Here is a 21,337-nt window from a genome sequence, read left to right as displayed (position 1 = left end):
TTAAATTGCGGCCGAGTATGTAAGATAGTAGGGTGTTCGCCTTTTGGCACGGCAAGAGACCCCCCAACCAGGATCTTAATCTCACAGTCCGGAGGGAAAAATGAAGGTACTCCTTTATATCATTGCGCTTCTGTGGATTGCCTCGGGCACCTTTGTGGTAGTTTTTACTCAAAAGGCCAGGGATTTTTTCAAGAGGATATTTTTGACCGAAAAGGTCAAGCGTCTCTCTGTCCTTCCGTTTGCCCTCGGCATAGCCCTGATTGCCGGGGCCTTCTGGTACACGGAGATTTTCTGGTTCGCCTTTATCCTGGGCCTGTTAGGGATCTCCAAAGGGGTCTATTTCTACATGGCGCCCCCTGACCAGAGCAAGGCCCTGATGGATTGGTGGTTTTTCAAGGCAAGATCTGAGACGGTCCGGCTGATGGGGCTGGTCCTGTTTGTCCTCGGGATCGCGCTCTTTTCCTATCTCAGGTGACCCGCCACCTTTTCTGCGTCATAATGTGTCCGGCCCGCGGACATCTTGTGCCCGGATCCCCTCTTTTGGATACAAGTTAAAGGGATCTTCAAATTCCGGTTGGAACGATCATCTTGCATGTTTTCCGAAGAGATTCGGATCTGCCCATTTTTAAGGAGAACGCGCCATGAGTATGCTCAAAGACCTCATCAGAGAAGCACCGGTCCATGAACGAAGACTGGAGTTGCGCACATACCCTCTGGATAACGGACAGCTGATCGTCGAAGGCTGGCTGAAGGACGATCGCCTGATTCAGGGGTATCACTGGAATGGAAAACCGCGGGAGCCCGGTGCGGTTCACCGGATGTGCGTTCGCATGCTGATCGGCGGCTGGCCCGTGACCATCCTGGACGCCGAAGCCGAGATGCCCCAGACGCCCCATGAACTCTGTCCCCGCACCCTGGACAGCGTGGAAAAGATTGTCGGTCTGCAGATCGTTTCAGGCTATAGCGAAAAGGTGAGCCATCTCATCGGCGGCGTCCGGGGCTGCAACCACATGACGCACCTCATTGTGGTGATGGGGACCGCCGCGCTTCACGGGTACTGGACCCATTATTCCAGAGACCGTCATCCCATCCCCCGTTCCCTGGAGGAATTTCTGGGACTCTCCAGCCTCATCAACAGCTGCATGCTCTGGGGGGAGGACGGCCCCATCATGCAGGAAATCAAGGAGGTCCTGGCGGACCATTCCGGTGAAGCGGATCAGGACCCCAACGCCTGACGGTCTGAGCCAAACGCTTCAGTGGTCGCTTCACCCCTGGCATATGCCTCGTGCCAGTCTTCGGCCACAGGGAATCTGAGGTAAAGGGATTCCCGTCTTGCCTCCATCAGGCTTCTCTCTCTGCCCATAAAATCGGCTGCGCACAGGACCTTTCTCCCGGCGGATATGGATAGCCGGTCCAGCCAGGCCATCCCTTCCATGGATCTCAAGAGGTGGTGATCGAGGATCAGGACGTCCACACCCCGGGCCAGCCTTAAGGCGTTTTCCCAGGCCCTGTCGAACTGTTCTTTCGTGAGTGTGGAGAGATAAAGGGGCGGGCCCCCGGCAAGGACGATGTCCGGTTGCCAGTCGAGGATTCGGGAGACGGTCTGATCATGAAGGAGTTGGATATCGGGCGCATGGACAAACCATTGTTCTTCCTCGACCAGGGTCATTATCACGGATTCATCCGTCGTCTCCGGGTCACCGTGGGGCACCGCGGTGGAAAAGCTTAGGGGACCGCATTGGATGCTTTCTGCATCTAAAAAGTCGAGACCCAGGACCGCCTTCAACGATGCCTCCCGTGCCGCCTCACGGGGGGAGAGGTGGGCCAGACGTTTTCGCCAGATGCGGACATTCTGATTCAGCCCCACCAGGTCTCCGGCCTTGAGCTGATACGGGTTGGCATCCACAAGGGGGACATGATCCCCGTGAAAATGGCTCAGGACGATATCCGTGGCCCGCTCCCACAGGTCGATCACGCGTCGCCGGACCTGTTCCGCTACCGCCACCTGCATGGGATGGGGGAGCCGTTTATGCCGCATGTATCCCAGGGCGAAGCCCGGATCAATCAAGATACGGCGTCCCGCGGCCATTACATAACACCCCAGACCCCTGACGCCCAACGACTCTGCCGTGAGGATGTCGATGTCCATAAAGCACGTCCTGTGTTCCGTGTTCCCGCCCTTGTATACCCGATGATGAGCGTTGTCCACCTGAATTCGAATGAATAAATGATATTCTTCCGGGCGCATTTTGAGAATTCATCCCTGAGAATCCGAACCCCAACGGTAAGAAGAAGGTGAGAACGTGAGAGCGTAAGAAGGTCGGCCTGCGACCTCCATTTTTAAACCCGCTCGGAACCGGTTTTGTCAGTAAACTGAGAGTCTCTGCCGGGCCGGTATATTTAGTACATGGTCTTCGGTCATGAAAAACAAGAAAATATGGCCATCCTTCCTTTGCACGCTTAGTCTTCCGTCATTCCGGCACGATTCCAGCCGGAATCCAGAATACGGAGGACTGGATTCCGGCTAAGGGCATGCCGGAATGACGGGACAGCACACAACCGTTTGGTTGCGGTTATCCGCTTTTAGGGGGTTGACATTAAAACAATCGTTTGATACAAACGTTTGTATCAAATAAAGGAAAGAGACTACCGAGCCTATGGACGGCATTGACAACTGCACGGATTCAAAAGACCGGATATTGGATGAGGCAGAGGCCCTGTTCGCGGAAAAGGGGTTTCACGCCGTTACGGTCAGGGAGATCACCCAGGCCGCACACTGCAATCTGGCGGCTGTTAATTATCATTTCGGCAATAAGCAGAACCTGTATGTAGAGGTGTTCAAGACCCGCTGGATGCCCAGGGCCAGACGGGTCCAGGCATGCTTTAAGGAGGTCCTCTCGGCCCAGCATGGGAGGTCCCTCGCCGGCATTGTCCATGCCCTGGCCGAGGCCTTTCTCAAAGGGCCTCTGACCGATGAGGAGCGATTGCGTCATTCCCAGCTCATGATCCGCGAAATGGCCAAACCGGGCCTTGCCACCGATATGCTGGTAGATGAGGTGATCACCCCTTTTTTTGGAGAACTGGTTGTGTTGTTGGGGCCCTATCTGCCCGAGAATGCGGACAGGGAGTCCGTGATGCTTGACATCGTGAGCATCTTCGCCATGGTGATCTATTTCAATTTTGCCAGACTCCCGGTCATGCGGGTCACAGGAGAGGAATATGACGACACCTTCAAGGAAAGACTGGTGGAACATATCGTTCGATTCTGCCTTACAGGACTCGATATGAGCGATCAGGGGGGGGCGTGATGACCCGGCGGTTTTCCGGTCTTCTCCTCATGACGGCTTCCATCTGTCTGGCATCTGCCGGATGCATCAAGATGGGCCCTGATTTCGAGCGACCGGACCCCCGGGTGAGGGAACCCCAATCGTTTCAATATGCCCCTGAACAGGGGGATGCCTCGGCATCTGAAGATCGCTGGTGGGAGGTCTTCCACGATCCTGTCCTGAACCGGATCGTCGAGGAAGCCCTGAACCACAACCTGGACCTCCGGCAGGCATCGGCCAGGATACTGGAGCTGAAATATCAGGTCATTCAGACACGGGCGGATCGATTCCCCGCCCTCGGGGTTCAGGCCCAGGCACAGCGACAGCATCAATCCTCGGCCCGGGTGGGGCCCGGAATATCCATCGGCGGAACCACGGACAGCTACAATCTCTCCGTGCCGGCCTCTTTTGAGTTGGACCTCTGGGGGAAGTTCGCCAGGGCCCAGGAGGCATCCCAGGCAAGTCTCCTGCAAGGCGAGGAATCGCGACACACCCTGGCCCAGAGCGTCGTGGCCGAGGCCGCCACCCTCTATCTGAAGATCGAATCCCTGGAGCGAAGGATCCAGATTACCGAGGAGAGCCTCAAGAATTACCAAGAGAGCGTCACCTTTGTGGAGAGGCGGTACAAGCGGGGCCTCACCTCGATCCTCGATTTGAGACAGGCCCGCCGCACCCTGGCCCAGGCCCAGGCCAACCTACCGCTCCTGATGCAGGAATTGGGGGCTACCCAGCAGTCCCTGGCCGTGCTGCTGGGAAGATATCCCCGGACGCGGCCCCCGAGAGCCCAGCCCGATGATTACTACCGAAAGCTGGCGCCGGTGCCCCCTGGCCTCCCCAGCGAACTCCTGATGCGCAGGCCGGACATCCGGTCGGCCGAGGCCCGACTGAAATCCCTTAATGCCCTGGTGGGGGTCAGCAAGGCCAGCCGGTTTCCCAGCATTACGCTCACAGGAAGTTACGGCTATGCCTCCAGCGCCCTGGGCAGCATGTTTCAGCCGGACACGGCCTGGAGCCTGGCCGGAATGCTGGTTCAGCCCTTGTTTGATGCGGGAAGGCTGAAGGCCGGGCAGCGGGCCGCCGAGGCCCGGTATGCCCAAGGGGTTGCCGAATATGAAAAGACCATTCTAAGGGCGTTTTCCGAGGTGGAAAACGCCTTGCTTACCCGGAAAGAGCAGGTGGAGCGACGGGAGGAGGTCATGCGATTCCTGGTGGAGGCCCGGGCGACCCAGCGGGTGGCCGAGGCCCGGTATATCCGGGGGCTGGTGGACTATCTGACCGTGCTCAACGCCCAGCAGACCCGGTTTAAAGCGGAAGATGATCTGGTCCTGGCGGATTTTGCCATCCTCAGCAATCGTGTGACCCTTCATCGTGTCCTGGGAGGGGGGTGGGGGGAACTCCCCCCTGTCCAGGGAAAAGAGACCGACGGGCCTGGGTCGTACACGATCTGGTAGGGTGATGAGATTTGAGATTTAAAATTTGAAATTTGAGATTGAGATTTGAGATTTGAAACTGGATGCCGGATACCAATACCGGATGCCCGGTCACTCAACAAACCCCAACGAGCTCAATTAACACAATTAACCCAAATACATTGATTAGAAAGCCGTATGATGAGCAAGACAAAAAAAAGAATTATGCAGGCTGTTCTGGCCGTGGGCGTCATCGCATTGGGTGCCCTGGGGATGATCAAGCTCACGGAAAGCAAGCCCCAGATCCAGAAACAGAAGGCGGCCGCCCCGTTGGTGGTGGTCCGGACCATGGAGGTCAGAACCGCTTCCCGGAATGTCGTCGTCAAGGGGGAAGGGACGGTCAGGCCGCTGCAGGAGATCGATCTGGTGCCGCAGGTGGACGGCAAGGTCATCGATATCGCCCCCTCGCTTATTAACGGCGGTCAGTTCAAAAAAGGGGAGGTCCTGTTACGGATTGAACCCGAAGACTACCGCCTGGCCGTCACCCTTGCCCGATCCAAGGTAATGAACGCGGAAAGTCTCCTCCGTATGGCAGAGGAGGAGTCGGAGGCGGCCAGGGAGGAGTGGTTCCAGTTGTATATGGATGATTCCGAGGAGGGGAGGGAACCGCCGGCACTGGTGCTCAAACAACCGCAGCTGGCCGCGGCCAGGGCAAAACTGGCGGCGGATAAGGCCGATCTGAGGAAGGCCATGCTCAACCTGGAGCGGACACAGATCCAGGCGCCCTTTGACGGAAGGGTGGAAACCGAGAACGTAGATCTGGGTCAGTATGTGAGACCCGGAGAAAGATTGGCCACGATCTTTTCAACGGATGCCGCAGAGATCGCAGTGCCCCTGGACAATGAGAGCCTCAGGTGGTTTCACGTTCCAGGCTTTACCCAGGGTCAGGGCCCCGGGGCCCGTGCAATGATCCGGGCCCGGATCGCTGGAAAAGAGGGTTCCTGGGAGGGGAGGGTGGTCAGGGCCGAGGGGAAACTGGATGAACAAACCCGAATGGTCCGGGTGGTGGTACGGGTCGACCGGCCCTATGCCGCCAGACCGCCTCTGGCCATGGGCCTGTTTGTCAGTGTTGAGATCCTGGGACATGAGATCCCCGATCTGACCATTATTCCCCGCAGCGCCCTTCGAGAGGGGCAGGTGGTCTGGGTGGTGGATCCGGATGGACGACTCCACTATCGCAAGGTGGAAGTCGCCAGGATCGATGGCGACCATGTCCAGATCAGCTCCGGACTCCGCACCGGAGACCAGGTGGTGGTTTCCCATCTCAAAATGGTCACCGACGGCATGGAGGTGCGATCCATCCCAATGAAGGAGACAGAGCCGTCATGAAAGGGATACTTGGCTGGTTCGCCGGAAATCATGTGGCCGCCAATCTCCTCATGATCTTCTTCGTGTTGGCCGGGGCGGTCACGGGCCTGACCATGAAGATCGAGGTCTTCCCCGAGTTCACCCTGGATCGCATTGTGGTGACGACCGAGTATCTGGGGGCCTCTCCGGCCGAGGTGGAAGAGGCCATTATCCGTCGCATCGAAGAACGGGTGGCCGGCCTGGCCGGGATCAAGCGGATCGATTCCACGGCAAGGGAAGGGTCTGGTACGGTGACCATCGAGGTCATGGAAGGCTGGGACCTCAAGAAACTCCTGGACGAGGTCAAGGCGGAGGTGGACAGCATCACCACCTTTCCCAACGAGGCGGAAAAGCCCATTGTAAGGGAGCTGACGCGCCGGACCCAGGTGATCAGCCTTGCGGTTTACGGAGATGCCTCGGAGTCGACCATTAAGAACCTTGCAGAGGAGATCAAGAACGAGATTACCGATCTCCCCGGGATTACGCAGGCGGATCTGTTCGGCGTGAGAACCGGCGAAATCCATATCGAGATTTCCGAAAAGACCCTGAGGAGGTATGGCCTCACGCTGGGCAAGGTGGCGGAGGCAGTCAGGAGAGGAAGCCTGGATCTTCCGGCAGGCAGGATCAAGACCGGCGCGGGGGAGATCCTCATTCGGACCAAAGGGCGTCGCTACTATGCGGCGGAATACCGGGATATTCCGGTTCTCACCCAGGCCGACGGGACCAAGGTGACATTGGGACAGATCGCGGACCTTAAAGACGGATTTCAGGATGTGGATCTCTTTGCCAGGTTTCAGGGCAAGCCGTCCGCGGTTATCCAGGTCTACCGGGTGGCGGACCAGAATGCCCTCGATGTGGCAGCCACCGTCAAACAATATGCTGAAGCCCTCAAGCCCACCCTCCCGGCGGGGATCGATATCGGCATCTATCAGGACATGTCCATCATGCTCAAGAGCCGTATCGAACTCTTGCTGAAGAATATGGCCTTCGGTCTGATCCTGGTGAGCATCCTCCTGGGGATGTTTTTAGATCTTCGACTCGCCTTTTGGGTGACCCTGGGTATTCCCATTTCGTTCCTGTCAGGATTGTGGCTCCTCCCGCAGTTCAACATCTCCATCAACATGATTTCCCTGTTCGCCTTTATCATGGTGCTCGGCATCGTGGTGGATGACGCCATCATCGTGGGGGAGAATATCTTTCGCAGGCATGAAGAGGGGGAAGGTCCGCTCCAGAGCGCGGTGAACGGGGCGGTGGAGGTGGGGCGGCCGGTGATTTTTTCGGTGTTGACCACCGTGGTGGCATTCTGGCCCCTCCTCATGGGGACGGGCAGCATGGGAAAGGTGATGCAAAACCTCCCCATCGTGGTCATCCTGGTCCTCATGGGGTCTCTGGTGGAATCCCTGTTGATCCTGCCGGCCCATCTCAACCGGAGCAGGGAGCGGTCGGTAAGACGACGCCGGAACCCCAAAAAAGAAAAGCTGGTGTCCAGGGGCCTCAAGTGGGTCATTCAAAAACCTTATGCGAGGCTGGTGGAGCTCTGCGTGCGATGGCGGTATGCCACCGTTGCCATAGGGATCAGCGTTCTCCTCCTGTCCTTAGGTGTGTGGCAGGGCGGCTGGATCAAGTTCACCTTTTTCCCCAAGGTGGAAAGCGACGTGCTGGTCAGTACCCTGACCATGCCCGCAGGGACCCCGGTCTCCCAGACCGTCGCGGTGGTCGATCGCCTGGAACAGGCTGCGAAGGAGGCCCTGGCCGAAATGGACAAGAAGCGTCCCGAGGGGGCGCCCCCGCTGTTTGAATACAGTGTTTCCATCGTGGGCCTTCACACCGGGGGACACGGACCCAGCGCCGGGTCTCCCGAGTTTGGGGGGAACCTGGCCCAGATCTTTGTTCAGTTGTTGGAAGGTGAAAAACGGGATGTGAGCGCCATGAAACTGGTCAAGCTGTGGCGGGAGCGGGTGGGAGCCATCCCCGAGGCCGAATCGATCACCTTCAGCAGCGAGCTCTTCAGCGCCGGCAATCCGGTGGAAGTCCATTTGTCGCTGGACGATCATGATCTTCTCCTGGCCGCTGCCGAGGATCTCAAGGCGGAACTGGCCAACTATCCGGGCATATTTGATATCAGCGACAGCTTCCTCCCGGGCAAGGAGGAGATGCAGTTGAAACTCAAGCCTGCGGCCCGCAGTCTGGGCCTGACCCTCAATGACCTTGCCCAGCAGGTCCGGCACGCCTTTTACGGGGCCGAGGCCCTGAGGCTTCAGCGCGACCAGGATGAGGTAAAGGTCCTGGTGCGGTATCCTGAAGAGGAACGCAAGTCCCTGGGCCATGTGAAGGAGATGCGCATCCGGACCGCCGGCGGCAAGGAGGTGCCTTTCAGCCAGGTGGCCGAGGTGGCCATGAAGCACGGCTATGCCTCCATCCAGAGGGCCCAGCGTCTCCGCGTGGTCAAGGTGACCGCGGATGTGGATGAGTCCGTTGCCAATGCCAACGAGGTGAGAGGCGACGTGGAGGCCCGGGTCCTCCCGGACCTCAAAAATAAATATCCGGGACTCAGGTATACGATTGAAGGGGAGGGTAAGGAACAGGCGGAATCCCTGTCCGATGTGATCCAGGGGTTTGCCGTGGCCCTCTTCGGCATCTACGCCCTCCTGGCGATTCCCTTCAGATCCTTTTCACAACCCTTTATCGTCATGGCGGCCATCCCCTTCGGCATTGTGGGGGCCATTGCGGGGCATCTCATCATGGGGCTTAATCTCAGTTTGTTGAGCCTGTTTGGAATGGTGGGACTGGCCGGGGTGGTGGTCAACGACTCCCTTGTCCTGATACACGCCACCAACCGGATACGGGAGGGAGGGACCGGCGCCCGGGATGCGGTGACCCGGGCCGGGGCACTCCGCTTTAGGGCCATTATCCTCACCTCGCTGACCACCTTTGCAGGACTGATGCCCATGATTCTGGAAAAGAGCCTTCAGGCCCAGTTCCTGATTCCGATGGCGGTGAGCCTCGGATTCGGGGTCCTTTTTGCCACCGGGATCACCCTCCTCCTGGTCCCCTGCGGCTACGTGATCCTTGAGGATGTGCACAACCTGCTGAACGTGAAGAGGCCGGGGGATCCGGACAGCGGGTCCCTGGAATCCTGAAATTTTGGCCATCTCAATGCGGTGCAAAAACTTCCATACCGTTGTCAAAGGGCTTTTGAAGGAAAGTCGAATGGCGAGGGTCTCGAAAATAGTCGGTCACGCCTTGCGCCGTTCTCGGGCCCATACCCTGTACGGTGATCAAATCCGCCTGCGGGTTGAAAAGATCCGGCGCCGAAGTGGACCGCGTCACCGTCAACACGCATTAATGCCCATTATGGGGCGAACCTGGGGCCATATGGGAATCTGGGCCGCCATCAGGAATGGGGTGGGGTGACGATCCGTGAGAATGTTGCGTCGCTTCAGGGGTGGACGGGGCTTCCGGGATGGTGATGTGGTCCCGCTCCAGTTCCCGGGGTGTGGCCTTTCGGGCACTGGTTCCCTCGGGGAAGCGGTAATGTCCGGGATCTTCATATCCTGGGGCGTGTTTCCGGACCTTTAAAACGGTTGCCATCCCCCCCATGACCCCCTGCCCGAACTGCCCTTTATACCCGAGCATGGGGATGGCGTTTTCAGGGACAGGCATGTTCATGGATTGGAGGGCCATCATTCCGGTCTTGCCCATGGTCATATAGCCGGGGAGGAGTTCCTGGATTTTTTCATCCACCCCACGGGAATCAACGCCGATCATATTGGGAAATTCGTGGCCCATCTGATTCATGGTGTGATGGGTCATGTGGCAGTGCATGATCCAGTCCCCGGGGTTATCGGCCGTAAATTCCACCACCCGTACGCTCCCTACCGGAACCAGGACCGTGGTTTCAGGGCGTTGTGCCGATAAGGGCACCTGCCCCCCGTCGGTTTCCACCACCCTAAACGCGTAACCGTGGAGATGGATGGGATGGTGATCCATGGCCGAGAGATTCCCCAAGCGGATACGCACCCGGTCTCCCAATTGGGCCACCAGGGGGTAGGTGTCGGGAAAGACCTTTCCGTTGAAGGTGATGATGTTAAAATCGGTCATGACCTGGGGATCCGGACGGCTTGTCCCGCCTTCGACGGCCCATTCATGGAGCATAAGCACAAAATCCCTGTCCGGGGGCGGGCGGTCCGGATGTCGAGGATGGACCACAATCATGCCGGTGAGACCCAGGCCCTCCTGGGTCATGGCATCCAGGTGAGAATGGTACATGAACGTTCCTGCGTGGGGAAAGACAAAGGAGTAGAGGAATGTCTCCCCCGGCATTATCCCGGGCTGGGTCAGGCCGAACACGCCGTCCTGGCCGCATGGGAGGATTACGCCGTGCCAGTGTACGGCGGTCTTGGCAGGGAGCCGATTGGAGACATAGATGCGAACCCGGTCTCCTTCCACCAGCTCGATCACGGGGCCCGGCGTCGTGCCGTTGAACCCCCACGCGTGGATCGTCAGTCCTTGAGCCACCTCATGGATAACAGGTTCGGCCACCAGGTGGAAGACCTTGTATCCATCCACGACCTTGAAAGGGAGCGCAGATCCGTTGGGAACAAAGACGGATCGATAATCCCGTCCGGGAATGCCCGGTGCATATTCTGCGGTTTCCGCGGCCTTCCAGGGGAGATCGGGAACCTTCCCGGCGTTTTCTTCAGCTTCCGCAAGAGATGCAAAAAGGCACAGCCAGACTACCATGAGACCCGTCCCCATCCACAGGGAACAGCATGTCAATGTGTTTGCGCGTCCGGGCTTTCGATTCTGCATTAGTGACCCCCTTGGCCCATGGATCCGCCTGACACAGGGAGGATCATCCTCATGTCCGTCGAATGCGGAGGGAGCTTCCCGGCCAATAGCTCCTCCATGTCACTTTGGGCCATCCAGTAGGTTTTCAGTGCGTCAATATAGCCCAATGATGCCCGGATCTCCATCCGCTTGATCATGAGGAGGTCAAACACCCCCAGAAACATGCCGTTGTAGCGGCGTTGGGCCTGTTGGGTAATGGCTTGTCTAAGGGGCAAGAAGGATTTTTCATAATAAAGGGCCTGTTCCCGGGCCACTTCCAGCCGGCGGAAGGCCTCGCGGGCCTGCGAGCGCACCTCCACGGATAATGCGGTAAATTCCTCCCAGTGTCGCTCCACAATGGCCCGGGCCTTGCTCCGTTTGGCATGGCCCGGGTCAAAGATCGGCAATTGGAGGGCAAAGGCCGGTCCTCCGAACCACATGCCGTCTTCTTCCCGTTCAAACGCAGCCCCCATCTCAAATTCAGGAAGGATGGAGGTCACATTGGTGATTCCCAGCTCCCGTGCGCCGGCCGTCAATCGGCTCTTTGCAAGGGCCATATCCAGGCTGGCCTCCACGGCCCGCTTTTCCACTTCTTGAAGGTCCGGATAATCCATCGGGACCGCGGGCAGATCCGCCTTCACTGTCCAGGCAATGTCTTCTCCCCAGAGACCCATCAGGCGATTCAATCGCTCACGGCTTTCGAAAACAGCAAGGGAGGCCGAGGACAAGGCAAGCCGGTCCTCTTCCGCCAGGGATCTTCGGGAGAGGAGTTCCAGACGTGTCATGTTGCCGGCATCCCGCAACCGTTCTGCCATTTCATGTGCCGCCTCTGAGGACAAGAGGACGCGCTCGAGGAGACGGTAGGCCTGCTGATGGGCCTGTACCATCACATAAGCCCTTCGGATGTCAAAGAGGTGCGCCAGGACCAGGCCTGCAATCCGGTGATGGGCGCGCGCCAGTTGGGCCTCGGCAAGCGCCTGCCGAAGGGGGATGAGAAACAGGCTGAGGATGTTGGTGACGGCCTCCAGCTCCAGCTTGTAGAGGTTGGAAGAACTCCCCAGATACGCAAAGCCCACATGGGGATTGTCCAGCAGTTGTGATTGCACCACCCCTGCCTGGGCCACGCCAAGCTCCTGGTAGAGGCCCTGTATGCGGCGGTTGTTCGCCAGACCGATGGCGATGGCCTCTTCCAGGGTGAGGTCATCTCTTAACATGGACCGGATTCGTTGAGACGCATGCCTCCTGGCCTCGAGGGACCGTTGCCACTCGATTTCCGTACCGGTGCGGGCCTTGATCTCCTCTTTTAATCCGGCAAAGGGTTTTTTCGGATCAGTGGTGGCGCACCCGCTGAATAAAAACACCATGGCCGCGGACACTATGCCTATGAGGATTGACGTCCTAATGTTCATGGGGTGCTCCGCGCTTTTTCTGCTTCATGTCCTCTTCGTGGGGATGAGATGGGCCTTCGGAGCTGTCTGAGGGGTCTTTTTTTCCCGTAGGCATCCGGTCCGTGGTATCAGTCGATTGGATCAAGGGAGGGGGAGAGGGAAGATGATAGATATAATCCGCTGCCGGTCCTGGAGGGGAGAGACTCGCCTGCGGATTGGCCGGGTGGTCCTCGGGGATCTTCACGTCTATGGGCGGTGCGCATGCCGTCATGCACGCACAGAAAGCCATACAAATGAACAATCGCATGATGCATTCCCTCTCATGGGCAATAATAAATTATACGCTATATCACCGATCAGGTCAATCAATAGAGCGGAACCTTTTGCCGCATCGGGGCGATGCGGGTTTCAGCAGGTGTCGGTCATGCCCTCCTTTACAGGCGCTTTATTGTCCACCGCATAAAGCCGGGTGTGGGCCTTTATCCCTTTCAGGGGCACGGTAAACGATCGAGAGGTCTTTATGTCCATCTCTCCGGAAATACGCTGGTAGACCGATTCAGAAACCACCACTTCTCCTCCTTCGGCCTTTGATTGGATCCTCTGGGTCATATTCACGGCCGAGCCCACGATCCCGTACTTGGCCCGGGTTTCCGAGCCCACGTTGCCCACCACCACTTCTCCCGCATTAATCCCAATACCCGTGAGAACTTCGGGGAATCCTTCCTGTTTCATCTCCGTATTAAACCTTCTCATGGCATCCTGCATGTCAAATGCACATGTCACACTCTTGCGGATCACCGGTTCAACAGGCCCTTCCAGGGGATCAAAAAAGACCAGGATGCTGTCCCCGAAGAAATCCACAATGATTCCATTGTGTTTCTGAATGACCTGAATCAACCGAGAAAAATACCGGTTCAGAAAATGGATGATGCTATCGGGCCTCATGGCTTCGGCCATGGGTGTAAATCCCCGGATATCCGACATAAGGATGGCCACTTCCCGTTTGTCGCCGCCCAGCCTTGACGCGGCCGGGATTTTCATCAGCTTTTGGGCGATCTCCTGATCCACGTACCGCCCGAATGTGTTGGCAACAAAATCCCTTTCTTTCAAGCCTTCCACCATGGTGTTGAAGCTTCGGGTCAATTGTCCAATCTCGTCTGCGCTGTGTACGGGGATGGGTTGTCCATAATCCCCCCTGGCCACCCTTGTGGAGGCATCGGAGATCTCGGCAAACGAATGGACCATCCTTCCCACCACCCAGTGGATCAGTAACAGGATGACGCATACGGTACAGAGCACTCCCACAAAAAAATAGGCGCGGAGCCGGACGATGGGCGACAGGACCTCCTTGCCCGGGGCAAACAGGACAATGATCCAGGGCGCATTCTGGAGATTGTAATACCCGGCCACCCGATCCGGCGGGTGTCCGCGCCCCAGAAACGTACCATAAGGGTTTTTCTGAATTTCCCTGAGCAAGGCCGTCTCAAAGGGGTCCTGGGTTCCCCCAAGCTCCATTCGTCCTTCCATCAGGGCCTCGGTGTGAGCGATGTATCTGCCGGAGTTTTCTATGAGGCATGCCTGATCGGTCTGCCACCAGGCCAGGCCTTTGATTCCCGCAAGGAGATAATCAAAGTTCAGGGAAATCGTCAGTCTGCCCAGATCGTTTCCGGACTCGTCCTTGATGCCGGATATGAGATCCACCGTGTCCTCCCCGATAGCGGCATCGTAGCGGGGAGACGTCACCTCCAGACCCCTGGCCCCTTGAGAACCCATCACTCCGGACCCACCCATGGCCCGTCTGCCCCCGTGCATGGGCATGGTCTGCAAGGCATTGCCCGCCTCATTCCATGTCAATTCAACCTGGGCCACGCCTTTCATGTCCCTGAGCTGGGTGAGAACCCAATCCTCAATCATCGGCCCGCCACGGCTTTCAGATGCCTCATGGAACATCTGAATCCAGTTGATGACCCGATCCAGCCTCATATCGATCTGATGGGCCGCCCGCTCAAGTTTGGCGATGGAGGCGTCTCTCCACTGGTCTAAAAGGGTTTCTTTCATGTACATAAACCCGAAAAACCCGATAAGGAACAGGAGCAGGCCCACCGGCAGGAGGAGAAGGAGCCCAATGCGTTGTCGAAGGCTTTTGATTTTCATGGTGTTTTCATCTGTTGCGCGCTGAAATTCAACGTCGGCCATTCATGGTTTTGATCCCGACCTGTGAGGTCAGGCCGTGGGGAAAAAAAAGACCCCCGCTCCCCATATTATCCGAGTGTTCGCAATGGTGAGGTCTAGCTGCACAGGTCCTAAGCGCCGTCGGCCTCAGCTCTGCAGCCACTGGGGCACGTGCTAATGAATCCGGATGGTGCGGGGGATCTTGTATGGAGATATATGGTGCCGGCACCAGTCGAAGAAAGACCTCTCGGACATGGTCCGTCCAGGTTTCAAATGGATGTCGCCGGCTACGATCTCGCCATACCGATGATGCCATTCCCCCCGGATGCGGGCGGACGCAATATCCGGATGGTTTCCAAGGAGTCTTTCGATCTCCCTCGGATATGCCTTCAACCCGAAGACATTGATCATATCCTTTTTGAGGCCGGTTATGGTCAGATAACTTTCGTCATCGAGACGCCCAAGGTCGCCGGTTTTGAACCAGCCGTCCACAAAGGACTTTTGGGTATGCTCCGGCCGGCCGAGATATCCGGAAAAGAGATTTGAGCCCTTCACCAAAACTTCCCCCTCATCTCCCGGGGGGACTTCCTCCCCGCCATCGGACACGATCTTCACCTGACAGCAGGAGAGGGGAGGACCCACGGTTCCGAACTTGGGCGGCCTGTCGAGGCCGTTCCAGGTCACCACCGGGGAGGCCTCTGTCAGACCATAGCCCTCGCTGATGATCAATCCGAGTTTCTCTTCGTACAGATCCAGGAGTTTTTTCGAAATCCCTATGCCGCCGCTGGTCAGATTTCGAATCCCGGCCAGGAACCCGGGTTTCTCGGATAAGGGCTTCAGCAATCCGTGAAATATGGCGGGCACCGAGATGATCTGGGTGGGTCTGTAGCGGGCCATGAGGTCCACCACCGTCCTTCCCCGAATGGAAGTCCCCAATAAGAGACAGGTGACAGCGCCGACCAGGGGGACCAGAAAGCCGTTGGTGAACCCATAAGAATGAAACAGGGGGAGGAGGGAGAACAGGATCTCTGAGTCGGCGCCGCTTTCCCGGAAGGATTGTCGGGCAAAGGCAATACTGTCGTAATAAAGAGACCCGTGGGTCAGTTGCGCCCCTAATGGATATCCCTCCATGGCGGCGGTGAATACAATCATGGCAGTCTCGTCCGCTGCCATTTTTTCGCAACGGCACAGGGGCTCGGAAAGGGCAATCTCTTCCACAACCGGGGTAGAGGGGACCTTTTCATCAAGTGTAATGAGGGAAGGGGAGGGGGCTTCCCTGACAAGTTCGCAGGCCTTCAGGATGGTCGGAATCATGACGGCATTGCACACCACAAGCCGGGGTCGCGTCTCAGAGAGGATGTGGGCCAGTTCATACGGCCCCATTCGCGGGTTCACCGGGACGAGGACCGCGCCAAGCCGGAAGACCGCCAGAGACACGAGGGCATAGCCCAACGGGGCAAGGGAAGAAAGGATCACCCGGTCCTTTCGTTGCACCCCGAACCTTCTCAGTCCACAGGCCAGGCGACAGACCTTGTCGTGGTATTCGGCAAAGGTCAGCATCTTCTCAGGCGTACCGATCCCGTCTCTTTCGGGGTTTTGTTCCCTGCATACATCGAGCAACATGCTGAGATTGCCGGGGAAAGGTCTTGAACTCTCTATTGATCCTTCACGTTTCATAACCACATATCTTACCCAAAACGAGCTATGCCCGCAACCCAATAATGGCCGGGTTACAGGTTCAGGGTTTCAGTGCTTTGCTTATGTCAGCGAGAAGGTAAGGCCAACGGTCAATTCATTTGGTAAGCGGAGTCATGATCTGGGTAGAGTAAGACTTCTTTCCGGGATATACTTTTCGCCTCATGCGGCCCGTGCCCACATTGACCTTCAGGCCTTTTTCCTGTCTGTGAAGAAGCTCTTTAACAAGGGCTAACGGCCGCAACCAAGGCCGGGGTCCCGCTCAGCGGGATCCAGAGTCAAGGTTTCGGTGGGGGCTGTTGTTTGTGTTTTTCCTGAAACCGGCAGGTCTGAAATCTGGAAGCCCAGAGTTAAAAGGTGAGTACCTTATCGGCCTCCATTGAGAGCTCATAAAGATCATCCATCCAACCGATGGGGCAACTGGCGGATCCCACAAGACCGTGGGATTTCATGCAGACCCCTCAGACATAGAAATCGCCTTCGAATTTCTCCATCTGACCCATGACATTGAATTCCTCACTCCCGCTCTTCTCGTAGGTTACCCCTTTGCCCAGCATGAACACACTCACCTCGTCGCCCTTTTCAACGCCCACATTGGCCAGCCGCATGGCATTGTAGATGGTTTCTCCATCGTCGGTCGTGATGATAAACAGGACTTTCATACTATTTGTTCCTCCTCTTTATATGACGTTTCATCAGGATGGCATGCTATTCTGCCGGAATCGCGCCCGCCGCTCCCTGACATTGAAGATCTCGTGAGAAGTCGGGTCTCCCACAGAGGACACAGGAGAGACATGGGGTTTAGGCCTTTCATATGGATTTGCCACCTGTGTCCGATCGTGCATGCAGCACATCTATCTTTCCCTCTCTACTGAGTTTTGAAAGCAGGAAATTGGCCCCCTTAGAAGAGACCTTCAGTCTACGGGCCAGTTCCGTGGTATCCCGGGCATGACCGTCATTGACGGCCAGGATAGCCTCGGCCTCCAGCTCTTCCAGCCAGTCCTCGAAAAGGACCAGCAGCTCCGGCTCTGCGATGGCGGTGAGTTGTGTGGACCGGGCCACCTTATCCACCAGGCTTTGACACATCTCCGTCGGGTCGACACCTTCGCCCATGCATTCAGCCAGTCACAAGTGAACCATGCTGGAAACCTTATCCGTGCCGGGCGCCCCAAAAAGTTTGGACAAAAAATCCATTTTTGTTTCATCATCCAGACTGGAAAATAGTTCCTGCAGGATGGCGCTGATTTCTGAAAGGGCCTCTTCCGGAGCCATATCAGCCAGTATTTTTCGGATTTCCACCATGTCGTTTGGTTCACCTCCGTTTGTTCAAAACATCTTTCGGCCGGATATCAGATCGTTTGCCACCTGAATCAACATCTCGACGATTTGTAAGATTCGTTGATCCGCCAGCTCGTAATAAATAAACGGACCCTGCCGCTCAACAGTGACCAGGAGGGAGTGTTTGAGTTCCTTCAGATGGTGTGATACCAGCGGCTGGGACAGGCCCAGTTCTTCCACAATGGCCGAGACCGACTTCTGTTCGCCGCTGATACAATGGAGTATCCGGAGACGATTTACGTCCGAAAGACTTTTGGCCAAAAAGGCCACTTGCTGAAGTTGCTCAGGTTCCACCTCGGATTCCTCACACGATAAAGCACGATATAAATGTATGTTTATGTAATAATCCCGACTGTGTCAACAGAAAATTCCAGCCTGCAGCAATACTCATTATGAAGTGGACCTGGAGTCGAAATGCTGTGTGAGTGGCATCTTGCCATCCCGCCCGTAGGCGGGACTGGTCGCAGATCCCGTCTTTAGCGGGGAAAGCCGCTCCCACAAGGGAAATTTTCCAAAATAAGAATTGCCGTCGAGCATGTTTCAATGCGCTTTGCCTGATTGAGAGAAGATTCCAGGAAACTTGACGGGAGGGGCCGAGATCACCCGCGATAAGATCATGGGGAGAAGGAAGAAGTTGGAAAAAGCCCGGGAATAGATGGACAGGCCACCCTGAGTGAAGGGAGGGGCCCCAGGCCGATTTCCCTGCCTGAAGGCCCCATCTGATAGTTACGGCTAACTCCCCATTATCCCTTGATAATCCTCGGGAGCATCATGTGGTGATGGGGGCAGATGGATGTCGGATTCTGATAGGCGCAGCCTGCAAAAACCACCAGGTAGTCCCTTATTCGCGGAAAAGACACGATCTCGTCCACATACCCCCTCTTGGCGCAGTAGATGGGCCGTGAGTTGTCGTAATACTCCTTTGCCAGGGCGTTCATCTTGTCGATGACCGGCCCGAGAGGCCGTCCCGCATCCTTTTCCTTGACCAGCCGCCTGGCGAATGAGGCCGCGGCCGCGGTCTCGCCGTGCATGACGTAGATCTCCGTGGTGGGGGTTCCTAATGTAAAGGCGTTATGATTATTGGCCGTGGGGCCTCCCATAATATAGTGGGCCGCCGCGGTCCCCTTCCTCAAAATGATACATATCTGGGGCACATCTGTCTGCTCGATGGAGTATATGAGGGACTGGCCCAAACCCAGGAGTTCCGCCTTCTCCGCAATATCCCCCACATCGATGCCCGAAGTATCCTGAAACCATACGATCGGGACCCGGTCCCGGCCGCAGAGGGTGACGAATTCATTCATCTTGATGAGACCCTGGCGGTACAGCTTGCCGCCGACACCCGGATAGGGGGCGTATTCAGGATATTTGGCCCCTAAGAATCCCTGACGGTTCCCGATAAATCCCATAAGGAACCCATTGATCTTGGCCAGGCCGGTATAGACCTCGGGACCGTAGCCGGGCCTGAACTCCATGTGCTCGCTGTTGTCAAAGAGACGGGCAAGCATCTCATCGAAGTTGTAGCTCCGCTTCTGGTTGAAGGCGACGATATGATTGATATCCTCCCCTGAGAATTTGGGCGCCTTGGGCTCGGCCACCCGGAAGAAGTCGGGGTGGTAGGCCGGGACCATGTCCATGTATTTTTTCAGGGCATCCAGGACCCCTTCTTCCGTATCATAGACCTCTTTGAAGAAGCCGGTCTCATTGTAGTGGATGGGAACGCTGCCCGGCGGCACCTCTTTGAAATGGCGTGTCGCCTCGATCAACTGCTCGGCCCCGTCTTCATCAAAAGATCCCTTGGGACTCATCCCGCTCACGATCCCGCCGCCGCCCACGGCGATATTGGCATCCTTATGCGCCAGAAGAATGGTGGGGCTGATCCCCTGATACCCGCCGCCGGCCGGGTTGGTGCCATAGATGCCGGCCAGTACCGGCACCCCCACCTTTTCCAGTTCGGCATGACGGAAGAAGGTGGTGCCGTTTCCCCGCCGGTTTGCATAAACCTCCTGCTGCTCCGGCAGTTTAACGCCGCTGCAGTTGACGATCCACACCAGGGGGACATGAAGCCGTTTGGCCATGTCCGTCACCCGCAGTTGATTGTCGGCCTGTCCGCTGATCCAGGCCCCTGCCATCACCTTGTTGTCAAAACCGATGACCACGGCCCATTTGCCGTTGATCTTGGCCAGTCCGTCAATAACGCCGGTGGTGCCCTCCTCGTTAAACTGCGGGTTATACAGGGTATGGAGCGGGCACCAGGTCCCGGGATCGATGAGATATTCGATCCGCTCCCACACGGTCAGCTGGCCGCGTTTCTTTATGATTTCGGCCGGAATTCCGGCGTTTTTCACCGCCTCCACGGCCTCGCCTACCGCCTCTTCCACCTTTTTGATTTCAAGGACATTTTCCTCGGAATCGGTCTTCTGTTTATCTGTAAGGGGTTTCCCCAAAGGTGTCATCTTTTCAAAATAGGGTCTCATCTATTCCTCCAATACCCGGGTAAATCCGGGAAGTGCCTAAAGTGAGCGAAGTGACTAAAGTTCTTATAGTGCAATGGCCAATTCCGGAATTCCTCAATTCCTCAATCCCTGAATCTCTATTTCCCTACCGGTTGGCCTTTCGGATGCCCAACTGGTCCAGGGCGATAATCCACTTGCAGATATTGGCGGAACCCTCCACCATGTAGTAAGGGGGCGCGTCCCGGTAGAATCTGGCCACCGGGTATTCCGTGGAATAGCCGTAGGCGCCCATGATACGCATGGCCATCTGGGTGGCCTTGGCCGCGATCTCACCCGCCAGATACTTGGCATGGGCCACCTCCAGGGTGTTTCCCAGATTGCCCTGATCCTTTTGCCATGCCGCCTTGTACACCATCAGCCGCGCCGCCTCGATTTCGGAGGCCACCTGGGCGATCATGTCCTGGTTCATCTGGAACTTGCCGATGGATTGCCCGAACTGTTCCCTCTCCTGGCAGTAGGCGGTCACCGTGTCGAGGCACGCCTGGGCAAGACCGACGCCCCCGGCCGCGGCCGAAAGCCGTGACTGGTTCAGGGAACCGAAGACGATTTTGGACCCGTCCCCGGGCTTTCCCAGGATATTTTCCTTGGGCACCTTTGTGTCTTCGAGATAGATCTCCCCGGTGGGCGTGGACCGGGTGCCCAGCTTGTCCAAGTCGGTGGTCGTCACCCCGTTGAAATTCTTGGGCTCCACCACAAAGGCGGAAAGCCCCTTTCCCCTGGCCTCCCTGTCCGTGTAGGCATAGTAGATAATGACGTCCGCTGCGCTGGCGTTGGATATCCAGGTCTTGGAGCCGTTCAAAAGCCAGTGATCCCCCTTGTCCTGGGCCGTGGACTTCAGGGCCATGACATCCGAACCGGCATTGGGTTCGGTGATGCCGAATCCGCCCACGTATTCAGCGGTCACCAGCTTGGGAATATATCTTTCTTTCAGTTCGTCCGTTCCGTACCTGAAAATGGTAAAGGCGCAGCCAAGGGCCTGCATATTGATCTGCACCCTTACGGAGCTGGATGCCTTGGCCATCTCTTCGGTGAGGATCATGGCCGCCAGCCAGCCCATTTCATTTCCGCCGTATTGCTCCGGGATGACGGTGCCGAAAAATCCCAGCTCGCCCATCGGTTTGATCACTTCCTCATAGGGGTAATAGTGGGCCTCATCCCATTCATCCGCGTGGGGCGCGATCTTTTCAGCGGCAAAATCGCGCGCCATATCGCGGAGCATCTGCAGCTCTTCACTCAAGCCAAATTCCATCGGTGTA

At 57.0% G+C, this 21,337-nt stretch carries 17 protein-coding genes; 6 read left to right on the top strand and 11 right to left on the bottom strand.

Going from position 1 to position 21,337, the window contains the following annotated elements:
* Nucleotides 1-100: 100 nt before the first annotated feature.
* The gene (locus K9N21_08825; GenBank protein ID MCF8144008.1) at nt 101-475 is read left to right on the top strand and encodes a hypothetical protein; all 375 of its coding nucleotides are present in this window, start codon (nt 101-103) and stop codon (nt 473-475) included.
* 166 nt (nt 476-641) lie between these two features.
* Nucleotides 642-1,235, top strand: coding sequence for a DUF2889 domain-containing protein (locus K9N21_08820; GenBank protein MCF8144007.1), 594 nt, complete (start codon nt 642-644; stop codon nt 1,233-1,235).
* Here K9N21_08820 and K9N21_08815 read toward each other — a convergent pair.
* Entirely contained in the window at nt 1,217-2,149 is a 933-nt protein-coding gene (locus K9N21_08815) for a hypothetical protein (GenBank protein ID MCF8144006.1), read from the bottom strand. The two genes, K9N21_08820 and K9N21_08815, sit on opposite strands and share 19 nt — an antisense overlap.
* A 508-nt stretch (nt 2,150-2,657) precedes the next feature.
* On the opposite strand from K9N21_08815, the gene K9N21_08810 reads away from it, so the two are divergent.
* From K9N21_08810 to K9N21_08795, 4 genes are all read left to right on the top strand, one after another.
* Nucleotides 2,658-3,308 (top strand): CerR family C-terminal domain-containing protein, encoded by a 651-nt coding sequence (locus tag K9N21_08810; protein MCF8144005.1) that lies wholly within the window; start codon nt 2,658-2,660, stop codon nt 3,306-3,308.
* The gene (locus K9N21_08805) at nt 3,308-4,777 is read left to right on the top strand and encodes an efflux transporter outer membrane subunit (GenBank protein MCF8144004.1); all 1,470 of its coding nucleotides are present in this window, start codon (nt 3,308-3,310) and stop codon (nt 4,775-4,777) included. Before K9N21_08810 ends, K9N21_08805 begins: the two co-directional genes overlap by 1 nt.
* A 156-nt stretch (nt 4,778-4,933) precedes the next feature.
* The gene (locus tag K9N21_08800) at nt 4,934-6,124 is read left to right on the top strand and encodes an efflux RND transporter periplasmic adaptor subunit (GenBank protein ID MCF8144003.1); all 1,191 of its coding nucleotides are present in this window, start codon (nt 4,934-4,936) and stop codon (nt 6,122-6,124) included.
* The gene (locus K9N21_08795; GenBank protein MCF8144002.1) at nt 6,121-9,282 is read left to right on the top strand and encodes an efflux RND transporter permease subunit; all 3,162 of its coding nucleotides are present in this window, start codon (nt 6,121-6,123) and stop codon (nt 9,280-9,282) included. The genes K9N21_08800 and K9N21_08795 overlap by 4 nt, the downstream gene beginning before the upstream one ends.
* Before the next feature lie 202 nt (nt 9,283-9,484).
* On the opposite strand, the gene K9N21_08790 is transcribed toward K9N21_08795, so the two are convergent.
* From K9N21_08790 to K9N21_08745, 10 genes are all read right to left on the bottom strand, one after another.
* A complete protein-coding gene (locus tag K9N21_08790) occupies nt 9,485-10,900 on the bottom strand; it encodes a copper oxidase (protein ID MCF8144001.1) in 1,416 nt (471 codons plus the stop codon).
* Between the two features lie 53 nt (nt 10,901-10,953).
* Nucleotides 10,954-12,381, bottom strand: coding sequence for a TolC family protein (locus K9N21_08785; protein MCF8144000.1), 1,428 nt, complete (start codon nt 12,379-12,381; stop codon nt 10,954-10,956).
* A 387-nt stretch (nt 12,382-12,768) separates the two neighbouring features.
* Complete coding sequence (locus tag K9N21_08780; GenBank protein ID MCF8143999.1) at nt 12,769-14,514, bottom strand: HAMP domain-containing protein; 1,746 nt, start codon at nt 14,512-14,514, stop codon at nt 12,769-12,771.
* Nucleotides 14,515-14,706: 192 nt separating this feature from the next.
* Nucleotides 14,707-16,209: an AMP-binding protein gene (locus K9N21_08775; protein ID MCF8143998.1), complete on the bottom strand. Its 1,503-nt coding sequence runs from the start codon at nt 16,207-16,209 to the stop codon at nt 14,707-14,709.
* Nucleotides 16,210-16,688: 479 nt separating this feature from the next.
* Nucleotides 16,689-16,889, bottom strand: a complete 201-nt coding sequence (locus K9N21_08770; GenBank protein MCF8143997.1) for a DsrE family protein — start codon at nt 16,887-16,889, stop codon at nt 16,689-16,691.
* Nucleotides 16,890-17,037: 148 nt separating this feature from the next.
* The gene (locus K9N21_08765) at nt 17,038-17,340 is read right to left on the bottom strand and encodes a hypothetical protein (protein MCF8143996.1); all 303 of its coding nucleotides are present in this window, start codon (nt 17,338-17,340) and stop codon (nt 17,038-17,040) included.
* Nucleotides 17,341-17,352: 12 nt separating this feature from the next.
* Entirely contained in the window at nt 17,353-17,529 is a 177-nt protein-coding gene (locus K9N21_08760) for a hypothetical protein (GenBank protein MCF8143995.1), read from the bottom strand.
* Between the two features lie 24 nt (nt 17,530-17,553).
* Complete coding sequence (locus K9N21_08755; protein ID MCF8143994.1) at nt 17,554-17,898, bottom strand: metalloregulator ArsR/SmtB family transcription factor; 345 nt, start codon at nt 17,896-17,898, stop codon at nt 17,554-17,556.
* 410 nt (nt 17,899-18,308) lie between these two features.
* On the bottom strand, nt 18,309-20,042 hold the full coding sequence (locus tag K9N21_08750; protein MCF8143993.1) for a glutaconyl-CoA decarboxylase subunit alpha: 1,734 nt from the start codon (nt 20,040-20,042) through the stop codon (nt 18,309-18,311).
* Between the two features lie 124 nt (nt 20,043-20,166).
* Nucleotides 20,167-21,330: an acyl-CoA dehydrogenase family protein gene (locus K9N21_08745; GenBank protein MCF8143992.1), complete on the bottom strand. Its 1,164-nt coding sequence runs from the start codon at nt 21,328-21,330 to the stop codon at nt 20,167-20,169.
* Between the last annotated feature and the right edge of the window lie 7 nt (nt 21,331-21,337).

The organism is Deltaproteobacteria bacterium, from assembly GCA_021737785.1.
GTDB lineage: Bacteria > Desulfobacterota > DSM-4660 > Desulfatiglandales > Desulfatiglandaceae > AUK324.
Note: the sequence above shows the minus strand (reverse complement) of the source record. Positions and strands in the feature narration are given on the sequence as shown.

What these genes read in the sequence shown, in the direction of transcription:
- K9N21_08825 (MCF8144008.1), top strand. Translation starts at nt 101, where the DNA reads ATGAAGGTACTCCTTTATATCATTGCGCTTCTGTGGATTGCCTCGGGC.
- K9N21_08810 (MCF8144005.1), top strand. Translation starts at nt 2,658, where the DNA reads ATGGACGGCATTGACAACTGCACGGATTCAAAAGACCGGATATTGGAT.
- K9N21_08745 (MCF8143992.1), bottom strand. Translation starts at nt 21,330, where the DNA reads ATGGAATTTGGCTTGAGTGAAGAGCTGCAGATGCTCCGCGATATGGCG.
- K9N21_08770 (MCF8143997.1), bottom strand. Translation starts at nt 16,889, where the DNA reads ATGAAAGTCCTGTTTATCATCACGACCGACGATGGAGAAACCATCTAC.
- K9N21_08805 (MCF8144004.1), top strand. Translation starts at nt 3,308, where the DNA reads ATGACCCGGCGGTTTTCCGGTCTTCTCCTCATGACGGCTTCCATCTGT.
- K9N21_08750 (MCF8143993.1), bottom strand. Translation starts at nt 20,042, where the DNA reads ATGAGACCCTATTTTGAAAAGATGACACCTTTGGGGAAACCCCTTACA.
- K9N21_08800 (MCF8144003.1), top strand. Translation starts at nt 4,934, where the DNA reads ATGATGAGCAAGACAAAAAAAAGAATTATGCAGGCTGTTCTGGCCGTG.
- K9N21_08785 (MCF8144000.1), bottom strand. Translation starts at nt 12,381, where the DNA reads ATGAACATTAGGACGTCAATCCTCATAGGCATAGTGTCCGCGGCCATG.
- K9N21_08780 (MCF8143999.1), bottom strand. Translation starts at nt 14,514, where the DNA reads ATGAAAATCAAAAGCCTTCGACAACGCATTGGGCTCCTTCTCCTCCTG.
- K9N21_08820 (MCF8144007.1), top strand. Translation starts at nt 642, where the DNA reads ATGAGTATGCTCAAAGACCTCATCAGAGAAGCACCGGTCCATGAACGA.
- K9N21_08815 (MCF8144006.1), bottom strand. Translation starts at nt 2,149, where the DNA reads ATGGACATCGACATCCTCACGGCAGAGTCGTTGGGCGTCAGGGGTCTG.
- K9N21_08790 (MCF8144001.1), bottom strand. Translation starts at nt 10,900, where the DNA reads ATGGGGACGGGTCTCATGGTAGTCTGGCTGTGCCTTTTTGCATCTCTT.
- K9N21_08775 (MCF8143998.1), bottom strand. Translation starts at nt 16,209, where the DNA reads ATGAAACGTGAAGGATCAATAGAGAGTTCAAGACCTTTCCCCGGCAAT.
- K9N21_08760 (MCF8143995.1), bottom strand. Translation starts at nt 17,529, where the DNA reads ATGGTGGAAATCCGAAAAATACTGGCTGATATGGCTCCGGAAGAGGCC.
- K9N21_08765 (MCF8143996.1), bottom strand. Translation starts at nt 17,340, where the DNA reads ATGGGCGAAGGTGTCGACCCGACGGAGATGTGTCAAAGCCTGGTGGAT.
- K9N21_08795 (MCF8144002.1), top strand. Translation starts at nt 6,121, where the DNA reads ATGAAAGGGATACTTGGCTGGTTCGCCGGAAATCATGTGGCCGCCAAT.